Annotated in this window: 19 protein-coding genes; 14 read left to right on the top strand and 5 right to left on the bottom strand. The window is 64.3% G+C overall.

The features are described from left to right. Positions 1 to 14 precede the first annotated feature (14 nt). The 10 genes from P3T42_RS06660 (at position 15) to iscX (ending at position 7,105) form a co-directional block, all read left to right on the top strand. Positions 15 to 254 (top strand): hypothetical protein, encoded by a 240-nt coding sequence (locus P3T42_RS06660; RefSeq protein WP_074299890.1) that lies wholly within the window; start codon positions 15 to 17, stop codon positions 252 to 254. A gap of 184 nt (positions 255 to 438) precedes the next feature. Next, on the top strand, positions 439 to 933 hold the full coding sequence (locus P3T42_RS06665; RefSeq protein WP_429305513.1) for a low molecular weight protein-tyrosine-phosphatase: 495 nt from the start codon (positions 439 to 441) through the stop codon (positions 931 to 933). Positions 934 to 1,115: 182 nt separating this feature from the next. After that, complete coding sequence (iscR, locus tag P3T42_RS06670; protein WP_074299886.1) at positions 1,116 to 1,646, top strand: Fe-S cluster assembly transcriptional regulator IscR; 531 nt, start codon at positions 1,116 to 1,118, stop codon at positions 1,644 to 1,646. A gap of 64 nt (positions 1,647 to 1,710) precedes the next feature. After that, entirely contained in the window at positions 1,711 to 2,934 is a 1,224-nt protein-coding gene (locus tag P3T42_RS06675) for an IscS subfamily cysteine desulfurase (protein WP_074299884.1), read from the top strand. A gap of 74 nt (positions 2,935 to 3,008) precedes the next feature. Next, positions 3,009 to 3,425 (top strand): Fe-S cluster assembly scaffold IscU, encoded by a 417-nt coding sequence (gene iscU, locus P3T42_RS06680; protein WP_074299881.1) that lies wholly within the window; start codon positions 3,009 to 3,011, stop codon positions 3,423 to 3,425. Positions 3,426 to 3,444: 19 nt separating this feature from the next. Continuing rightward, a complete protein-coding gene (gene iscA, locus P3T42_RS06685) occupies positions 3,445 to 3,768 on the top strand; it encodes an iron-sulfur cluster assembly protein IscA (protein ID WP_074299878.1) in 324 nt (107 codons plus the stop codon). A 113-nt stretch (positions 3,769 to 3,881) separates the two neighbouring features. Then, on the top strand, positions 3,882 to 4,409 hold the full coding sequence (gene hscB, locus P3T42_RS06690) for a Fe-S protein assembly co-chaperone HscB (RefSeq protein ID WP_074299876.1): 528 nt from the start codon (positions 3,882 to 3,884) through the stop codon (positions 4,407 to 4,409). 87 nt (positions 4,410 to 4,496) lie between these two features. After that, on the top strand, positions 4,497 to 6,368 hold the full coding sequence (hscA, locus tag P3T42_RS06695) for a Fe-S protein assembly chaperone HscA (protein ID WP_429305514.1): 1,872 nt from the start codon (positions 4,497 to 4,499) through the stop codon (positions 6,366 to 6,368). A gap of 182 nt (positions 6,369 to 6,550) precedes the next feature. Next, complete coding sequence (gene fdx, locus P3T42_RS06700; RefSeq protein ID WP_074299872.1) at positions 6,551 to 6,892, top strand: ISC system 2Fe-2S type ferredoxin; 342 nt, start codon at positions 6,551 to 6,553, stop codon at positions 6,890 to 6,892. A 15-nt stretch (positions 6,893 to 6,907) separates the two neighbouring features. Next, entirely contained in the window at positions 6,908 to 7,105 is a 198-nt protein-coding gene (gene iscX, locus P3T42_RS06705; RefSeq protein WP_074299870.1) for a Fe-S cluster assembly protein IscX, read from the top strand. A 192-nt stretch (positions 7,106 to 7,297) separates the two neighbouring features. Here iscX and P3T42_RS06710 read toward each other — a convergent pair whose 3' ends face one another. The 5 genes from P3T42_RS06710 to P3T42_RS06730 form a co-directional block, all read right to left on the bottom strand. Then, positions 7,298 to 8,050 carry a glycine zipper 2TM domain-containing protein gene (locus P3T42_RS06710; RefSeq protein WP_429305515.1) on the bottom strand — a complete coding sequence of 251 codons (753 nt, stop codon included), beginning with the start codon at positions 8,048 to 8,050 and terminating at the stop codon, positions 7,298 to 7,300. 368 nt (positions 8,051 to 8,418) lie between these two features. Further along, complete coding sequence (lysS, locus tag P3T42_RS06715) at positions 8,419 to 9,945, bottom strand: lysine--tRNA ligase (RefSeq protein ID WP_074299866.1); 1,527 nt, start codon at positions 9,943 to 9,945, stop codon at positions 8,419 to 8,421. Between the two features lie 140 nt (positions 9,946 to 10,085). After that, a protein-coding gene (gene prfB, locus P3T42_RS06720; protein ID WP_143788440.1) for a peptide chain release factor 2 occupies positions 10,086 to 11,190 on the bottom strand; the annotation gives its coding sequence in 2 pieces (ribosomal slippage) (positions 10,086 to 11,108 and positions 11,110 to 11,190; 1,104 coding nt in all). A 149-nt stretch (positions 11,191 to 11,339) separates the two neighbouring features. After that, the gene (gene recJ, locus P3T42_RS06725; RefSeq protein ID WP_429305516.1) at positions 11,340 to 13,046 is read right to left on the bottom strand and encodes a single-stranded-DNA-specific exonuclease RecJ; all 1,707 of its coding nucleotides are present in this window, start codon (positions 13,044 to 13,046) and stop codon (positions 11,340 to 11,342) included. A 75-nt stretch (positions 13,047 to 13,121) separates the two neighbouring features. Continuing rightward, positions 13,122 to 14,279, bottom strand: coding sequence for a regulator (locus P3T42_RS06730; protein ID WP_074299862.1), 1,158 nt, complete (start codon positions 14,277 to 14,279; stop codon positions 13,122 to 13,124). A gap of 318 nt (positions 14,280 to 14,597) precedes the next feature. Between P3T42_RS06730 and P3T42_RS06735 the strand changes: the two genes are divergently transcribed. The 4 genes from P3T42_RS06735 to lolD all read left to right on the top strand — a co-directional run bounded on the left by P3T42_RS06735 (position 14,598) and on the right by lolD (position 17,467). After that, complete coding sequence (locus P3T42_RS06735) at positions 14,598 to 14,903, top strand: type II toxin-antitoxin system RelE/ParE family toxin (RefSeq protein ID WP_429305517.1); 306 nt, start codon at positions 14,598 to 14,600, stop codon at positions 14,901 to 14,903. Between the two features lie 3 nt (positions 14,904 to 14,906). Beyond that, positions 14,907 to 15,206 carry an addiction module antidote protein gene (locus tag P3T42_RS06740; RefSeq protein ID WP_429305518.1) on the top strand — a complete coding sequence of 100 codons (300 nt, stop codon included), beginning with the start codon at positions 14,907 to 14,909 and terminating at the stop codon, positions 15,204 to 15,206. Between the two features lie 271 nt (positions 15,207 to 15,477). Next, positions 15,478 to 16,734 (top strand): lipoprotein-releasing ABC transporter permease subunit, encoded by a 1,257-nt coding sequence (locus tag P3T42_RS06745; protein WP_074299858.1) that lies wholly within the window; start codon positions 15,478 to 15,480, stop codon positions 16,732 to 16,734. Further along, the gene (lolD, locus tag P3T42_RS06750) at positions 16,727 to 17,467 is read left to right on the top strand and encodes a lipoprotein-releasing ABC transporter ATP-binding protein LolD (RefSeq protein WP_074299856.1); all 741 of its coding nucleotides are present in this window, start codon (positions 16,727 to 16,729) and stop codon (positions 17,465 to 17,467) included. Before P3T42_RS06745 ends, lolD begins: the two co-directional genes overlap by 8 nt. Positions 17,468 to 17,480 lie beyond the last annotated feature (13 nt).

Genomic DNA, 17,480 nt, shown 5'->3' on the forward strand with positions numbered 1-17,480 from the left:
AAGAGAAGAACATCATGAAAAAGACAATATCGATGTACTGGCCGTTGGCCATGTTTGTGCCGCTCGCAGCGGCCGCCTGCCTGTACGTAAGTGGCGAGACCGCTTCGCGGATCGCGCAGCCCCCGCTCGGCGCCGATCAGCTCACGGCGGAACTGGCGCGCACCGTGTCCTACGGCCTCGTGGGCAACGATACCGGCTCGCCGGTCAAACCCATCCGTGCGGTCGTTTCGCTGCAGGCGTCCGACGCGTCCTGATTGCCTGCGTTGCGCGGGCGCCAAGCTAGCCGACGCAAGCAAACAGGCCGGTGTGCCCGGCCCGGCAACGTCCCGCGGCGCAGCGCCCAGCGCCGTACACGCGCCCGGCGCGATTTTCCCCGTGTTTGTATAATCGCGGCACCGTTCGCTAACCTGATCCGGATGCATCGCATCCAGCGCCCTGATGAAAACCATCGCCATCTGCTTTGTCTGCCTCGGGAACATCTGCCGTTCCCCGACCGCGGAAGGGGTGATGCGGCATCAGATCGGCGAGGCGAAGCTGGCGGAGCGCATCACCATCGATTCGGCCGGCACCGGCAACTGGCACATCGGCGCGGCGCCGGACGAGCGCGCGCAGCACGCGGCGGCCCAGCGCGGCTACGATCTGTCGGGGCTGCGCGGCCGCCAGATTGGCGCGCCGGACTTCGAGCGCTTCGATCTGCTGATCGCAATGGACGACGCCAATGTCGCCGCCTTGCAGCGGATCTGCCCGCCGGCGCAGCGCGACAAGATTCGTCTGCTGATGGAATTCGTGCCGTCAACCGACGGCCGTTGGGCGGGCGAACGGGAAGTGGCCGATCCGTATTTCGGCGGCGCGGCAGGTTTCGAACAGGTGCTTGACCAGTGCGAGGCCGCTTGCCGGGGACTGATCGCCGCGCTGCACCCGCAGTTGGCCTGAATGCGCGGCGAACTGAGCGGCGCACTGAGCAACAAACGGCATACGCCCCAAGGGCTTCCGCACGCGTCGTTTCATGCCGCGTCTATTAAGCAAATGACCCAAATCCCGGTAGGGATACTTGACTAATTTGCTCATGTATTTATACTTGACCAAACTTGTCGAGAATTGCGATCCCCAACATCATGAGACTCACCACAAAAGGCCGTTTCGCCGTCACGGCGATGATTGACCTGGCACTGCGCCAGGAGCAGGGCCCGGTGACGCTTGCGGGTATCAGCCAGCGCCAGCACATTTCCCTGTCCTACCTCGAGCAGCTGTTTGGCAAGCTGCGTCGCCATGAGATCGTCGAGTCCGTGCGCGGGCCCGGTGGTGGCTACAATCTGGCTCGCCGCGCAGAAGACGTGACCGTCGCGGACATCATCATTGCCGTCGACGAGCCGCTCGACGCCACCCAATGCGGCGGCAAGGGCACCTGCGAAGGCACCAAGCAGCACGACGGCCATTGCATGACGCACGAACTGTGGTCCACGCTGAACCAGAAAATGGTCGAGTACCTGGATTCGGTCTCCCTGAAAGATCTGGTCGATCAGCAACGCTCGCGCGAAGGCGCGCCGGCCGTGCTGCGCGACCGCCGCAGCGAGGCGCCGGCGGTCGAACCCGCCCGCGTCGCGCCGCGCGGACCGAATTCCGTTTTCAACATGGCCGGGTCATAGAGCGCCGCGAAGCCAGCGAACTCAGAACCCAAAAGCCAGAGCAATGATGTCCCCGGAGCGATTCATGAATAACGACATTCCCCACCTGCCCATTTACATGGACTACAGCGCCACGACCCCGGTCGACCCGCGCGTGGTGGACAAGATGATTCCGTACCTGCGCGAGCAGTTCGGCAACCCGGCATCGCGCAGCCACTCGTATGGCTGGGATGCGGAACGTGCGGTCGAAGAAGCGCGCGAGAACGTCGCTGCGCTGGTGAATGCCGATCCGCGCGAAATCATCTGGACCTCGGGCGCCACGGAGTCGGACAACCTGGCCATCAAGGGCGCCGCGCACTTCTACAAGAGCAAGGGCAAGCACATCATCACGGTGAAGACCGAGCACAAGGCCGTGCTCGACACCTGCCGCGAGCTCGAGCGCGAAGGCTTCGAAGTCACGTATCTGGATGTCAAGGACGACGGCCTGATCGATCTCGAGGTGTTCAAGGCCGCGCTGCGTCCGGACACGATTCTGGTTTCGGTGATGTCGGTGAACAACGAGATCGGGGTGATCCAGGACATCGAGGCAATCGGTGAGATCACCCGTGAAAAAGGCATCATTTTCCACGTCGACGCCGCTCAGGCCACCGGCAAGATCGCGATCGACCTGCAAAAGCTGAAGGTCGACCTGATGTCGTTCTCGGCCCACAAGACGTATGGTCCGAAGGGCATCGGCGCGCTGTACGTGCGCCGCAAGCCGCGTATCCGTATCGAAGCGCAGATGCACGGCGGCGGTCACGAGCGCGGCATGCGTTCGGGCACGCTGGCTACGCACCAGATCGTCGGCATGGGCGAAGCGTTCCGTATCGCCCGTGAAGAAATGGCCACGGAAAACGAGCGCATTCGCATGCTGCGCGACCGTCTGCTGCGCGGCCTGCAGGACATGGAAGAAACCTACGTGAACGGCGACATGGAAAAGCGTGTGCCGCACAATCTGAACATCAGCTTCAATTTCGTCGAAGGCGAATCGCTGATCATGGCCGTGAAGGATGTGGCCGTGTCGTCGGGTTCGGCATGCACCTCGGCGTCGCTGGAACCGTCGTACGTGCTGCGCGCGCTTGGCCGCAACGACGAACTGGCGCATAGCTCGATCCGCTTCACGGTGGGTCGCTTTACGACGGAGCAGGACGTCGATTACGTCATCAACCTGCTGAAGACCAAGATTTCGAAGCTGCGCGATCTGTCGCCGCTGTGGGAAATGTATAAGGACGGGATCGATATTTCGACGATCCAGTGGGCTGCGCACTAAGTTGCCGCATGGCTGTACCCGCTGGGCGAAACATCGCACCGAATGCAGGTTGAAACGAATCAAGGAGTGTAATCATGGCTTATAGCGACAAGGTTCTGGACCACTACGAAAATCCGCGCAACGTGGGTTCCTTCGCCAAGGACGACGATGCAGTGGGTACCGGCATGGTCGGCGCGCCGGCTTGCGGCGACGTGATGAAGCTGCAGATCCGCGTAGGTGCGGACGGCATCATCGAAGACGCGAAGTTCAAGACGTACGGCTGCGGCTCGGCGATCGCCTCGAGTTCGCTCGTCACCGAATGGGTGAAGGGTAAGACGCTCGATCAGGCCATGTCGATCAAGAACACGCAGATCGCCGAAGAACTCGCGCTGCCGCCGGTCAAGATCCACTGCTCGATCCTCGCGGAAGACGCGATCAAGGCCGCGGTTGCCGATTACAAGCAGCGTCACGGCGAAACCGCAGAAGCGGGCGAAAAGCAGCAGGCTGCTTAAGGCCGCAACGAGAAACGCTATGGCAATTACGTTGACCGAAAAGGCAGCACAGCACGTCCAGAAGTATCTGGTCCGACGCGGCAAAGGTGTCGGGCTGCGGCTCGGCGTGCGCACGACCGGATGCTCGGGTTTGGCCTACAAGCTCGAATACGTGGATGAACTCGCGCCGGAAGATCAGGTATTCGACTGCAATGGCGTGAAGATCATTGTCGACCCGAAGAGCCTCGCCTATATCGACGGCACGGAACTCGACTTCGCACGCGAAGGGCTGAACGAAGGCTTCAAGTTCAACAACCCGAACGTGAAGGACGAGTGCGGCTGCGGCGAATCGTTCCGCGTCTGAGCGGAACGAGTCCGCGTGAAGCGGAAAAAAGGCGGCGCGTGCCGCCTTTTTAATTTGTTGCCCCCTTGTTTTGCACGCCTCGTGCGCGCTTTGAACGGACCACATCTGATTCGATGGCCTCGCTGAACGATAGCCACTTCGCCCTGTTCGACCTGCCGGAGCAATACACGCTCGACGCCAACGCGCTCGACCATGCGTATCGCACGGTGCAGTCGCAGGTGCATCCCGACCGCTTCGCCGCAGCCGGCGAAGCGCAAAAACGGATCGCGATGCAATGGGCGACGCGCACCAACGAGGCGTACCAGACCCTGCGCGATCCGCTAAAGCGCGCCACGTATCTGCTGTCGCTGCGCGGCATCGATGTCGGCGCCGAGAACAACACGGCCATGGAGCCGGCGTTCCTGATGCAGCAGATGGAGTGGCGCGAAGGCATTGAAGACGCCGCGGCGGCGAAGAACGTCGACGCGCTCGATGCCTTGCTCGCCGAACTGCGCGACGAGGAGCGGGTGCGTTTCACGAAACTCGGCGCCTTGCTCGATAGCGGGGCGAATCAGGGCGCAGGCGAGGCAGTGCGGCAGTTGATGTTTATCGAGCGGGTCGCGGCGGAAATCGGCACGCAGATCGAACGGCTCGACACCTGACGCGCGATCGTCGCGCGCACGGCCCGAGCAACCCAGCAACGCGAACCATTCAGGACGGGGCACAACGCTCCACGAAGAAGATCTCAGATGGCTTTACTGCAAATCTCCGAACCCGGCATGGCGCCTGCGCCGCATCAGCGGCGTCTCGCGGTCGGTATCGATCTCGGCACGACCAACTCCCTCGTCGCAGCGGTGCGCAGCGGCATGCCCGAAGTGTTGCCCGACGCGGACGGCCATGTGCTGCTGCCGTCGGTGGTCCGCTATCTGGAGAAGGGCGGCCGCCGCATTGGCCGCACCGCCAAGGCGGAAGCGGCGAGCGATCCGCGTAACACGATCGTCTCGGTCAAGCGTTTCATGGGGCGCGGCAAGGCGGAAGTGGAAGGAGCCGAAAACGCACCCTACGATTTCGTCGACGCACCGGGCATGGTGCAGATCCGTACCGTCGACGGCGTGAAGAGCCCCGTCGAAGTCTCGGCGGAAATTCTGGCGACGCTGCGTCAACTCGCGGAAGACTCGCTCGGCGACGACCTGGTGGGCGCCGTGATCACCGTGCCGGCCTATTTCGACGAAGCGCAGCGCCAGGCCACCAAGGACGCTGCGCGTCTGGCCGGCCTGAACGTCCTGCGCCTGCTCAACGAGCCGACCGCGGCGGCCATCGCCTACGGCCTCGACAACGGTTCCGAAGGCCTCTACGCCGTCTATGACCTCGGCGGTGGCACCTTCGACCTGTCGATCCTCAAGCTCACCAAGGGCGTCTTCGAAGTCCTCGCGGCGGGCGGCGATTCCGCCCTCGGCGGCGACGATTTCGATCACGCGCTGTACCGTCACGTGCTCGAGCAGGCCGGCATCGCGCCGCAGACGCTCGCCGCCGAAGACGTGCGGATGCTGCTGGACAGCGTACGCGTGGCCAAGGAGGCGTTGTCGGACGCGCCCCTGGCAAGCTTGCGGGCGACGCTCTCGAACGGCACCCAGCTCGATCTGACGATCGACGAGGCCGCTTTCGAGGCCGTCACGCAGGCGCTGGTGCAGCGCACGCTTGGGCCGACCAGGAAAGCGCTGCGCGACGCCAAGGTCACGACCAAAGAAATCAAGGGTGTGGTGCTGGTGGGCGGCGCGACCCGCATGCCGGTGATCCGCCGCGCGGTGGAGGCGTTCTTCGGCCAGCCGCCTTTGACCAATCTGAACCCCGACCAGGTGGTCGCGCTCGGCGCGGCGATCCAGGCGGATCTGCTGGCCGGCAACCGCGGCGCCGACGGCGACGACTGGCTGCTGCTCGACGTCATCCCGTTGTCGCTTGGCGTTGAGACGATGGGTGGCCTGACCGAGAAGATCATCCCGCGCAATTCGACGATTCCGGTCGCGCGTGCGCAGGATTTCACCACCTTCAAGGACGGCCAGACCGCGATGGCGATTCACGTCGTGCAGGGCGAACGTGAGCTGGTGTCGGACTGCCGCTCGCTCGCGCGTTTCGAGCTGCGCGGCATTCCGCCGATGGCAGCCGGCGCGGCCCGCATTCGTGTGACTTACCAGGTCGATGCGGACGGCCTGCTGTCCGTGTTCGCGCGCGAGCAGCATTCGGGCGTGGAGGCGTCGGTGGTCGTGAAGCCGTCGTACGGTCTCGCCGACGACGACATCGCGAAGATGCTCGAAGACAGCTTCAACACCGCCGAAGTCGACATGCGCGCCCGCGCGTTGCGCGAGGCGCAGGTGGAAGCGCAGCGCCTGATCGAAGCGACGGACGCGGCGCTGGCAGCGGATGCCGAATTGCTCGACGAGGCTGAACGAGCCGAACTCGACGCTCTGCTCACCGCCTTGCGCAAGGTGGCGCAAAGCGACGACGTCGACGCGATCGAAGCAGCGACGAAGACGGTGGCCGAAGGCACCGACGAGTTCGCTGCCCGCCGCATGAACAAGGGCATTCGCCGCGCGCTGGCGGGCCGCAAGCTCGACGACATCTGAGCGAACGTTAGCGGGTGCCAGTCGGAGCCGGTGGCCCCGCGCACGATGCGGCGAGCGGTCTCCGCCAGCCCCGCTTGCCTCTCGACGAATCACGTGACGCGTGTCAAAAAAGCACGCGTCACCAGTAAAATGGTGCGGAGCCAGTTCGCCGGCGTCCGTGCCCCAGACCAAACGGAAATCGTATGCCTCAAATCGTTGTGCTGCCCCACGTCGAACTGTGCCCGGAAGGCGCGGTAATCGATGCTGTACCGGGCAAGAGCATCTGCGACAATCTGCTGGAACACGGCATTGAAATCGAGCACGCTTGCGAGAAATCGTGTGCGTGCACGACCTGTCACGTCGTCGTGCGTGAGGGCTTCAATGCGCTCACGCCGTCGGAAGAGGACGAAGACGATCTGCTCGACAAGGCGTGGGGTCTCGAACCCGAGTCGCGTCTGTCGTGCCAGGCCATGGTGCCGGCCGACCAGGATCTCGTTGTTGAAATCCCGCGTTACTCGATCAACCACGCGAAGGAAAATCACTAACAGGAGCGCGCAGCCATGAAGTGGACCGACACGCAAGACATCGCGATGGCCCTCACCGACAAGCACCCGGAAGTGGACCCGCAGCAGATACGGTTCACCGACCTGCACCGCTGGGTGACGGAACTCGAAGGCTTCGACGACGATCCGAACCGTTCGAACGAGAAGATACTCGAAGCGATCCAGGCGGCATGGATCGAGGACGCGGATTATTGAGCGGAGTTGAGCCGGCTGCGGCTTGTCCGGCTTGAACAAACAAAAAGGCGATTCCATTGGAATCGCCTTTTTGCGTTTGCGGCGAGGAGCAGCAGGAACGAGGGCCGCCTGTTGCCGGCGGTCCATGTGTACCCGGCTGGCTGTAGCGGCGCCGGGCCTGCCAGTCCGTTAGCGCGGCTCGTCCGTCGTCGCTTAACCCGCGGCGAGCGTACCGTTCTCGAGATGCACGCGCTCGCCTTGCTGGAACGGCGGCGCTTCGTGGTATGTGAAGTAGCGGTTCTTGCCGCTTTCCATGCGTACGTGGACCGAGTAAGCGGTCGTGCTGCGGATATGTTTTTCCACCGAGTTGCCGGCGAAGCCGCCGCCGACTGCGCCCAGCACCGTCATCGCGCCACGGCCTACGCCGCCGCCGAACTGGTTGCCCACCAGACCGCCGACCACGGCGCCGCCTACCGCGCCGATACCGGTGCCGTGACCTTCCTGACGCACTTCCGAGATCGCGACGACCGTGCCGCAGCTAGCGCAATAGGCCGGCTGCGGTGCCGGTTGCTGCGCGTATTGGCCTGGTGCCGGTTGCGGCGCTGGTTGTGCCTGCTGTTGCGCAGCGTACTGCTGTTGGTTCGGCGCAGGTACTGGCGCCGGGGCCGGCGCGGCCTGGGCGTCGGTCTGTGCCGGCTGTTGCGGCTGCGGTGGTTGAGCCTGTTGCTGCTGCGCGTAGGTCGCCGGATTGGCCGGCTGCGACGAATCGACCACCGGTTGCGAAGCGGCCTGCGCGGAGACCTGGGCCGCCTGGGTCTGATCGTTTTGCGCGCCGCTGCTCGACGCCTTCGGGAACAGGCCCGTTACGGCCGCCGTGGCAGCGAGGCTGGCGATGATGACTGCGCCGGCCGCGGTCGCGACAAGCGGATGGATACGACGTGTTTGCGTGGTGTTTGGGTTGTTCATGTTGGACCTCCGTCTCAAGCAGAGTCGACTTTTATTGAGACACAGTGTCCGACAGTTCGTCTGGGCCAAGGTTTCAAGTTGTAACCAAATCTGCGTCCGGCGTGCGGCTGTGTGGGGCGCAGACAGCCGCAGAGCGGGGGCAAAGCTTGATTCCTCAGGAGAAGGCGGGGAGGGTGCGGCGCCGCGAGTCGGAACGCATCACGCAGCTTTTACCGATAGTTACAAACCATCAAGGTCGCCGGGACCATCAGGCCGTAGCGCGGCCCTCGAAATGCAAAACGCCCGGCAGGATGTGCCGGGCGTTGGGTCTTACTCGTCGAGCCGTTGTGTACCAGTACCACTGCGGCCACTACGATCGATCAGCGCGCTCAGTCTTCGCGGCGCAGATGCGGGAACAGGATCACGTCGCGGATGCTCGGGCTGTCGGTCAGCAGCATGATCAGACGGTCGATACCGATGCCGCAACCGCCGGCCGGCGGCATGCCGTACTCCAGCGCGCGGATGTAGTCGGAGTCGTAGAACATGGCTTCTTCGTCGCCGGCGTCCTTCTGGTCCACCTGCTTCTTGAAACGCGCGGCCTGGTCTTCCGGATCGTTCAGCTCCGAGAAACCGTTGGCGATTTCGCGGCCGGTGATGAACAGCTCGAAACGCTCGGTGATGCCCGCCATGGTGTCCGACGCGCGCGCCAACGGCGATACTTCGACCGGGTAGTCGATGATGTAGGTGGGCTCCCACAGCTGCGATTCGGCCGTCTCTTCGAAGAGCGCCAGTTGCAGCGCGCCGACGCCGGCGTTCAGGAACTGCGGCTGCGAGGCATCGACGCCGAACTTCTTCAGTTCAGGGCGCAGGAATGCGGCGTCGGCCAGTTGCGCGTCGGTGTAGTGCGGGGCGTACTTCTGGATGGCCTGGGTGATCGTCAGGCGATGGAACGGCTTCGCCAGATCCAGCTCGCGGCCCTGATAGCTGATCGTCGCCGTGCCGAGCGCGTCGATAGCGGCCTGACGGATCAGTTGTTCGGTGAAGTCCATCAGCCACTGGTAATCGGTGTACGCGGCGTAGAACTCGATCATCGTGAATTCCGGATTGTGGCGCACCGAGACACCCTCGTTACGGAAATTCCGGTTGATCTCGAACACGCGCTCGAAGCCGCCTACCACCAGACGCTTGAGGTACAGCTCCGGTGCGATGCGCAGGAACATCTGCATGTCGAGCGCGTTGTGATGCGTGACGAAGGGCTTGGCCGCCGCGCCGCCCGGGATCGGGTGCAGCATCGGCGTTTCGACTTCCATGAAGTCGGCTTCGGCCATGAACTTGCGGATCGACGACATCGCCCTGGTGCGCGCCACGAAAGTCTTGCGCGTTTCCGGCGTGACGATGAGGTCGACATAACGCTGACGGTACTTCATTTCCTGGTCGGCGAGGCCGTGGAACTTGTCCGGCAGCGGACGCAGCGACTTCGACAGCAGGCGCAGTTCGGTACAACGCACCGACAGCTCGCCCTTGTTGGTACGGAACAGCACGCCGCGCGCGGCGACGATGTCGCCCATGTCCCACTTCTTGAACGCGTCGTAGGTTTCCTGGCCGACGTCGGCCGGTGTGATGAAGAACTGGATCTGACCCGAACCGTCGCGCACGGTAGCGAAACTTGCCTTGCCCATCACGCGCTTCAACATCATGCGGCCGGCCACGGCGACTTCGAGCGGATTCGCTTCGAGTGCTTCCTTGTCGGTCTCGGCGTATTGCACCTGCAGATCTTCGGCGTGATGCGTGGGGCGGAAATCGTTCGGGTAAGCGACGCCGTGTTCACGCAGCTCGCGCAGCTTTTCGCGGCGCTCGGCGATGATCTTGTTTTCGTCCCCCTCGGGCGCGGCGTTCGTCTGGATCGGTTCGGTCATGATGGGTCGGTATTCGAGTAGCCTGCGTGTGGGTGGGCCGCACGAGGTTGCCTGCCGGCCGTAAATCGGACTGCAACAGGCGGTCAAAAGATGCGGCGCGGCAAAGTTCGCCGCGCCGGATGCGCTAGGTTGCGTCGCCTTTAGATGCCCTGTTTCAGGCTGGCGCTGATGAACGGGTCGAGGTCGCCATCGAGCACGCTCTTGGTATTGCTGATTTCGACGTTGGTACGCAGATCCTTGATGCGGCTGTTGTCCAGCACGTACGAACGGATCTGGTGACCCCAGCCCACATCGGTCTTGCCGGCTTCGAGCTTGTCCTGCTCGGCCTGACGTTTGCGGATTTCCGCTTCGTACAGGCGCGATTTCAGCATGGCCATGGCTTCGGCGCGGTTGCGGTGCTGCGAACGGTCGTTCTGGCACTGCACGACGATGCCAGACGGCATGTGCGTAATCCGCACTGCGGAATCGGTCTTGTTGATGTGCTGACCGCCCGCGCCGGACGCGCGGTACGTGTCGATGCGCAGATCGGCCGGGTTGATGTCCACTTCGATCGAGTCGTCGATTTCCGGGTACACGAACACCGACGAGAACGACGTATGGCGGCCGCCCGACGAGTCGAACGGCGACTTGCGCACGAGGCGGTGCACGCCGGTTTCGGTACGCAGGAAGCCATAGGCGTATTCACCTTCGATCTTGATGGTGGCGTTCTTGATGCCGGCGACGTCGCCGTCGGTCTGTTCCAGCACTTCGGTCTTGAAGCCCTTGCGCTCGCAGTAGCGCAGGTACTGGCGCAGCAGCATCGAGGCCCAGTCGCACGCTTCGGTGCCGCCGGCGCCTGCCTGGATGTCGAGGAACGCGTTGTTCGGGTCCGCGGCGTTCGAGAACATGCGGCGGAATTCCATATCGCCCACGCGCGACTCCAGGCCGGCTGCGTCGCTTTCGCAGGCGAGGAGGGTTTCCTCGTCGGCTTCTTCGCGCGCCATGCCGAACAGGTCCTGCGCGTCGCGCAGGTCGTTGTCGAGCGAGGTGAGTTTGCCGACGACGTCGTCGAGCAGCTTCTTTTCCCGGCCGAGGGCCTGGGCATGCTTCGAGTCGTTCCAGACGTTCGGGTCTTCGAGTTCCCGGTTGACTTCGATTAGACGCAGTGCTTTGTCGTCGTAGTCAAAGATACCCCCGTAGCTCGCCCGCGCGACGGCGCAGGTCGGCCAGAGAGGCTTCGATCGCGTTGAGACGTTCCGCTTCCATGTCGATCTTTTGTGGCTTCGTAAAAAGGGGAAATTATAGCCGATCGAGGCTGCCCGCCGGAGGCTAATGCACGTTTCCGGCGGGGTTTGGGGCGGTTTTGCGGGGGATTTGGGGTGGTTTTGGCGGTTCCGGCTGGCGGCGAACCGCCCCTAGCTCACCGCATGCTCGACGATCAGCTGCACGCGCGAGACGCCGTTCCACGTATCGCTTGCAAGCCGGTAAGCGATGGTGGTGCGCGCGGGCAGCGAGTCAGTGTGATTGAACCAGATGGCGTTGAAACGCTGCCTGCCGCGCAGCAGTTGCAGCTTCAGATGCTTGTCCTTCACGAGCGCCTGCGAGGCGACTTCGAATTCGCCCGAGAACACCGGCGCCGGAAAACCTTGGCCCCAGACCGCGGCGTCGAGCATCTCGACAAACTGCGGCGTGAAATAGGCCTCTTCGAGATCGCCGTCGGTTTCGACGACGCGCGCCAGCGCGTCAGCGGAAAGCCACTCGCGGCCGACCGCTTCGAAGGCCGCCGTGAAACGCGGCACGTCCGCCGCGGCGAGCGTCATGCCCGCGGCCATGGCGTGGCCGCCGAACTTGACGATCATGCCGGGTTCGCGTTTCGAGATCAGGTCGAGCGCATCGCGCAGATGGAAACCCGTGATCGAGCGGCCCGAGCCTTTGACGAGCACGCCGGTCTCATCAGCCGGCGCGAAGGTGAACGCGGGCCGGTGGAATTTTTCCTTGAGCCGTCCCGCGACAATGCCGATCACGCCCTGATGCCAACCCGGGTTGAAGAGCACGATGGTCGCGGAGTCGGCCGGATCGACCGTCGACAGATCTTCGAGCGCCTGCTGCTGCATGCCGGCTTCGATCTCGCGCCGCTCGCGGTTGATCGCGTCGAGCTGCTGCCCGAGTTCCCACGCGCGGCCGATGTCGTCGGTGGTCAGGCATTCGATCCCGAGCGACATGTCCGAGAGCCGCCCCGCCGCGTTCAGACGGGGGCCGAGCGCAAAGCCCAGGTCGAAGCCGGAGGCGTTGCGGGCATCGCGGGCGGCGGCGCGAAAGAGCGCGGCGATGCCCGGCTGCATCTTGCCTTTGCGGATGCGTTGCAGACCCTGGGCGACCAGCACGCGATTGTTGCCGTCGAGCTTGACGACGTCCGCCACGGTGCCCAGCGCGACCAGATCGAGCAGGCCGTCCAGACGCGGTTCGGGGAGCGCGTCGTTGAACGCGCCGCGCTTGCGCAGCTCGGCGCGCAGCGCGAGCAGCACGTAGAACATCACGCCGACTCCGGCGATGCACTTGCTCGGGAAGGTGCAGCCCGGCTGGTTCGGATTGACGATCGCGCGGGCGGCGGGCAGTTCGTCGCCCGGCAGGTGATGGTCCGTGACGAGCACGTCGATGCCGAGCGCGTTGGCCGCTTCGACGCCGTCGACGCTGGCGATGCCGTTGTCCACCGTGATCAGCAGATCCGGCTTGCCTGAGGCGCTACGCGCGGCGAGCGCGACGATCTCGGGCGTGAGGCCATAGCCGTATTCGAAGCGGTTCGGCACCAGATATTCGATGTGTCCACCGAACATCCGCAGGCCGCGTACGGCGACGGCGCATGCCGTGGCGCCGTCGCAGTCGTAGTCGGCCACCACCAGCATGCGGCGTTTGCCCTGAATTGCATCGGCGAGCAGCGCGGCCGCCTCTTCGCAGCCCTTGAGACCCGCGGGCGGCACGAGCCGCGCGAGGCCGGTTTCGATTTCATCCGGCTGGCACACGCCGCGCGACGCATACAGACGGGCCAGCACCGGATGCAGGCCGTGGCGGGTCAATACTTCGGCGTCGACGGGAGAGCAGGCGCGTGTAACGATTCGAGTCATGCGGAAAGGCCGGAAAACATGCGATGAAATATTCGCGGGGTGATGGGCGGGATGAGTCGCTGGATCATCGCGCCATCATTCGATAAAGAGCGACGCAAGCACGCGACGCCGCCAGAATTTGCGCAGATCGCCGCGCGTGATGGTGAGCGTCACCGAGCCGGTATCGCCGCACAGCGTGAGGCCCAGTTCGCCGAGTTGTCCCGCCTGCAAGGCGGCGAGCGCGGGGGCGAACCACTCGGTCTCGAGTGCGGCGAATGCCTCGTTCCAGCGGCCCCAGTCCTGCTCGATGTAGGGGGCGGAAAACGGATCGAGCTCGACCAGCGTGGTGGCTGCGGCGCCGTTGCTGCCATGGGCACGGCTACCTGCGTCGCGGCCCGCACCAGTCGCATCAGTCGCGCCGTTCGCAGCCGCAGCGAGGGCCGCAAACGAAGCCGGCGGCGCCCCGGTCTCGACCCCTGCTGTCAGCGCAAGACCACGCGTGGCGGCCGCATCCGACAGGACGCGCGCAAACGGGCTGGTCACCGGCTGCGCCGCGCCTTGCGCGTGAAACCAGATGGAGTTGACCGAGGGCAGCCCGCGCGCTTCGCGCGCCTCGTTCACCGGATGCTCGAACCACGCCATCTGCACTTCGTTCTGCAGCTTCATCCACGCCCGCGAACGCTCGCCCGTGTGGGCCTCGTGCGGCAGCCAGATTTCGATGTTGCGGCCGCTGGCGCGCAGCGGCGAAGCGCCGGCGAGCGTGCCGAAGGCGTCGCTCGCGAGATACCAGCGGGTAGGTTTCGGCGCCTCGATGCGCACGCCCAGTTCTTCGATCAGCGGCCGGGCCACGTCGAGCAGCGTGCTGGCTTCGGCGTCGGTCAGCGCGAGCGACGCCGGGTCGATCAGCACCAGATGATCGTGCGCGATGCGCACGTGCACCGGTTGCACGCAGGCCCAGGTCGACGTGCCGGGCTCGCCGCCGTCGGCGCGCAGCATGTAGGGCGCGAGCGGCGCCTCGTCCGCGGCTCCCGCGCCGCTCGCGACCGTGCCGAACCGGCGGGCCACCCAGCGTTCGTGCGGCAGCGTGCGCTGGAAGTCCTCGCCGATCACCCGCTCGACCAGCGTGGCCCGGGCAAGCAGCTTGTCGAGGGCGGGGCTCTGGATGTTGTACAGCGCGGTGGAGGCATCGGCTGCGGCGGGCAGCGCGAAGGGCAGGAGAAGGTGAAGACGGTTGGCGTGCATGATGCTGCGCATTGTATGGCAAACGATGCCGGCGTTTCGATTCCTGACGCAGGACGCCGAGAGGAAAGGGCCCGCGGCCGGGGATCGACTGGACGGTACCGGGTTAGCAGCTTTGTCCGGGGTCGCACATCGGCCGATTGGACGACTTCATGCGCTCCGGCTTCGACGGTAAATTGGATTCCCGAATCTCGGGAGTTACCACTGCGCGCCTCCAACGCACCGCCTCACCGCGCATCGTCCGGATGCGAATGAGGACCGTTGCGCAGGCAGACCCTTAACCGATCGTTGGCCGTGAATCATGGTTGATGATATGTGAACCATGGATTACACTTGCCAATACTGACTATCCGAACATCTGAGGTTTTCGACAACTGGTTCCGCAGCCTTCGTGACCGGCTTGCGAAGCGCCGGATACAGGCGCGCATCGACCGGCTGGCCTTGGGCAATCCGGGGGATGCCCGTTGCGTCGGCGTACCCATTAGTGAAATGCGCATTGACCATGGACCCGGCTATCGCGTCTATTACGTGCAGCGTGGGGTGATGCTGGCGATTTTGCTGTGTGGCGGCGACAAGTCGACCCAGGCGGCGGATATCAGGACCGCGCACAAGATGCTCGGTAATCTCGATATGGAGTAACTGATGGAAAAGATCAAAACCCGCCTGTGGGATTCGGCCGAACACCTGAAGACCGAGACGGACATGGCCGAATATTTCGAAGCCTGCCTGCTGGAAGGGGGTGACGACCCGGCCTATCTCGCGCATGCGCTTGGAGTGATTGCCCGCGCGCGCGGCATGGCGAAGCTCGCCCGTGACACCGGAATTTCTCGCGAGGGGCTCTACAAGGCGCTTTCCGAAGACGGTAACCCGAGTTTCGCAACGATCATCAAGGTGATCCGGGCGCTGGGTCTCGAACTGCACGCCAGCCCGGCGCACGCGTAAGCGCCGGAACCGGTTCGCGAAGGCTCTACCCGTTGTATGGCAAACTTCGCGCTTGATCAGCGGCAGATGACTGGCAGCAGATGAAGCGGCGGCAGATACCCCGCCGGAACCATCCGCTCCGATCCGACACCAACGGTCACGACCCTCGGGCCGCATGGGGCGCGGGATTGCCGCCGTCGTGCGCCGCCGCAGGCAACGGCAGCGCCATGGTAAAGCCCAAAGCCGCGACTAGCCCGCAGCAAGAGGCCGAAGAACGCAGAAAAGGATTCGCTTGAAATTTCCCTACGAATGGCAGATTGGCTGGCGCTACACCCGCGCCGGCAAACGCACGACCGGTAACGGCTTTATTTCGTTCATCGCGCTCGTTTCGATGTCGGGCATCGCGCTCGGCGTCGCGGCGCTGATTGTCGTGCTGTCGGTGATGAACGGCTTCCAGAAAGAGGTGCGCGACCGCATGTTGTCGGTGCTTGCGCACGTCGAAATCTTTTCGCCGACCGGCTCCATGCCGGACTGGCAACTGACGGCCAAGGAAGCGCGTCAGAACAAGGAAGTGATCGGCGCGGCGCCGTATGTCGACGCGCAGGCGCTGCTCACGCGTCAGGACTCGGTGAGCGGCGTGGCGCTGCGCGGCGTCGATCCCACGCTCGAACCGCAGGTTTCCGATATCTACAAGGAAATGAAAGGCGGCGGCAAGCTGTCGGACCTGAAGGCGGGCGATTTCGGCATCGTGCTCGGCACCGATCTGGCGGCCAATCTGGGCGTGATGATCGGCGACAAGATCACGCTGGTGGCGCCCGAAGGCACCATCACGCCCGCAGGCATGCTGCCGCGTCTCAAGCAGTTCACGGTGGTGGGCATCTTCGAGTCGGGGCATTACGAATACGACAGCACGCTCGCGCTGATCAACATTCAGGATGCGCAGGTGCTGTTCCGCGTGCCCGCGCCGACCGGCGTGCGCTTGCGCCTGAAAGACATGCAGCGCGCGCCGGAGGTCGCGCACCAGTTGGCGCGCACCCTCTCGGGCGACCTCTATATCCGCGACTGGACCCAGCAGAACAAGACCTGGTTCTCGGCCGTGCAGATTGAGAAGCGCATGATGTTCATTATCCTGACGCTGATCATCGCGGTGGCGGCGTTCAATCTGGTGTCGTCGCTGGTGATGACGGTGACCAACAAGCAGGCGGACATCGCCATTCTGCGCACGCTCGGCGCGCAGCCGGGGTCGATCATGAAGATCTTCGTCGTGCAGGGCGTGACGATCGGCTTTATCGGCACGGCCACGGGGGTGGCGCTGGGCTGCCTGATTGCGTGGAGCATTCCATGGCTCGTGCCGATGATCGAGCATCTGCTCGGCGTGCAGTTCCTGCCGCCGTCGGTGTACTTCATCAGCGAGCTGCCGTCGGAGCTGGTACCGGGCGACGTGGCCCGGATCGGCGTGATCGCTTTCGTGCTGGCCGCGCTGGCCACGCTGTATCCGAGCTGGCGTGGTGCCAAGGTCCGTCCTGCGGAGGCGCTGCGCTATGAATGACCGTTCGATTCCTCACCCTATGTCCTCAGACAGCGCGTTGCATCCGTACGTCCTCGAAGCCACCGGCATCTCCAAGTCGTTCGTGCAGGGCGGCCTGAACGTGCAGGTGCTGAACAACACGCAACTGTCGGTGCGGCGCGGCGAGAAGCTGGCGATCGTCGGCGCGTCGGGTTCGGGCAAGAGCACCTTGCTGCATGTGCTGGGCGGCCTCGACGATCCGAGCACCGGCGAGGTGTCGGTGCTCGGCAAGCCGTTCACGAAACTCTCGGAGCGCGAGCGCAACGACCTGCGCAATCGCTCGCTCGGTTTCGTCTATCAGTTCCACCATTTGCTCGCGGAGTTCACCGCGCTCGACAACGTCGCGATGCCGCTGCGCATCCGCCGCATGCCGACCGAGGAAGCACGCCGCATCGCGCTGCAGACGCTCGAGCGGGTGGGCCTCTCGCAGCGCGCGAAACACCGTCCCGGCGAACTGTCGGGCGGCGAGCGCCAGCGCGTGGCGATTGCGCGGGCGCTGGTTACCAACCCGGCCTGCGTGCTGGCCGACGAGCCCACCGGCAACCTCGACGGCGGCACCGCCGACACCGTGTTCAACCTGATGCTCGAACTGTCGCAAACCTTCGACACCAGTTTCGTGATCGTCACTCACGATCCGGATCTGGCGGCGCGCTGCGACCGCATCATGCGTCTGCGCGACGGCGTGCTGCACGAAGAGCCGCCGGTGCCCGCGTAACGCTTTTTCACCG

Source organism: Paraburkholderia sp. GAS38 (genome assembly GCF_050434965.1).
In the GTDB taxonomy this organism is placed as follows: Bacteria; Pseudomonadota; Gammaproteobacteria; order Burkholderiales; family Burkholderiaceae; genus Paraburkholderia; species Paraburkholderia phenazinium_A.

Coding starts and splice junctions, on each gene's coding strand:
- iscX (WP_074299870.1), top strand. CDS start 6,908: ATGAAGTGGACCGACACGCAAGACATCGCGATGGCCCTCACCGACAAG.
- P3T42_RS06740 (WP_429305518.1), top strand. CDS start 14,907: ATGGAAAAGATCAAAACCCGCCTGTGGGATTCGGCCGAACACCTGAAG.
- fdx (WP_074299872.1), top strand. CDS start 6,551: ATGCCTCAAATCGTTGTGCTGCCCCACGTCGAACTGTGCCCGGAAGGC.
- hscA (WP_429305514.1), top strand. CDS start 4,497: ATGGCTTTACTGCAAATCTCCGAACCCGGCATGGCGCCTGCGCCGCAT.
- lolD (WP_074299856.1), top strand. CDS start 16,727: ATGAATGACCGTTCGATTCCTCACCCTATGTCCTCAGACAGCGCGTTG.
- recJ (WP_429305516.1), bottom strand. CDS start 13,046: ATGACTCGAATCGTTACACGCGCCTGCTCTCCCGTCGACGCCGAAGTA.
- P3T42_RS06665 (WP_429305513.1), top strand. CDS start 439: ATGAAAACCATCGCCATCTGCTTTGTCTGCCTCGGGAACATCTGCCGT.
- iscA (WP_074299878.1), top strand. CDS start 3,445: ATGGCAATTACGTTGACCGAAAAGGCAGCACAGCACGTCCAGAAGTAT.
- P3T42_RS06660 (WP_074299890.1), top strand. CDS start 15: ATGAAAAAGACAATATCGATGTACTGGCCGTTGGCCATGTTTGTGCCG.
- lysS (WP_074299866.1), bottom strand. CDS start 9,945: ATGACCGAACCGATCCAGACGAACGCCGCGCCCGAGGGGGACGAAAAC.
- P3T42_RS06710 (WP_429305515.1), bottom strand. CDS start 8,050: ATGAACAACCCAAACACCACGCAAACACGTCGTATCCATCCGCTTGTC.
- iscR (WP_074299886.1), top strand. CDS start 1,116: ATGAGACTCACCACAAAAGGCCGTTTCGCCGTCACGGCGATGATTGAC.
- P3T42_RS06675 (WP_074299884.1), top strand. CDS start 1,711: ATGAATAACGACATTCCCCACCTGCCCATTTACATGGACTACAGCGCC.
- P3T42_RS06730 (WP_074299862.1), bottom strand. CDS start 14,279: ATGCGCAGCATCATGCACGCCAACCGTCTTCACCTTCTCCTGCCCTTC.
- hscB (WP_074299876.1), top strand. CDS start 3,882: ATGGCCTCGCTGAACGATAGCCACTTCGCCCTGTTCGACCTGCCGGAG.
- iscU (WP_074299881.1), top strand. CDS start 3,009: ATGGCTTATAGCGACAAGGTTCTGGACCACTACGAAAATCCGCGCAAC.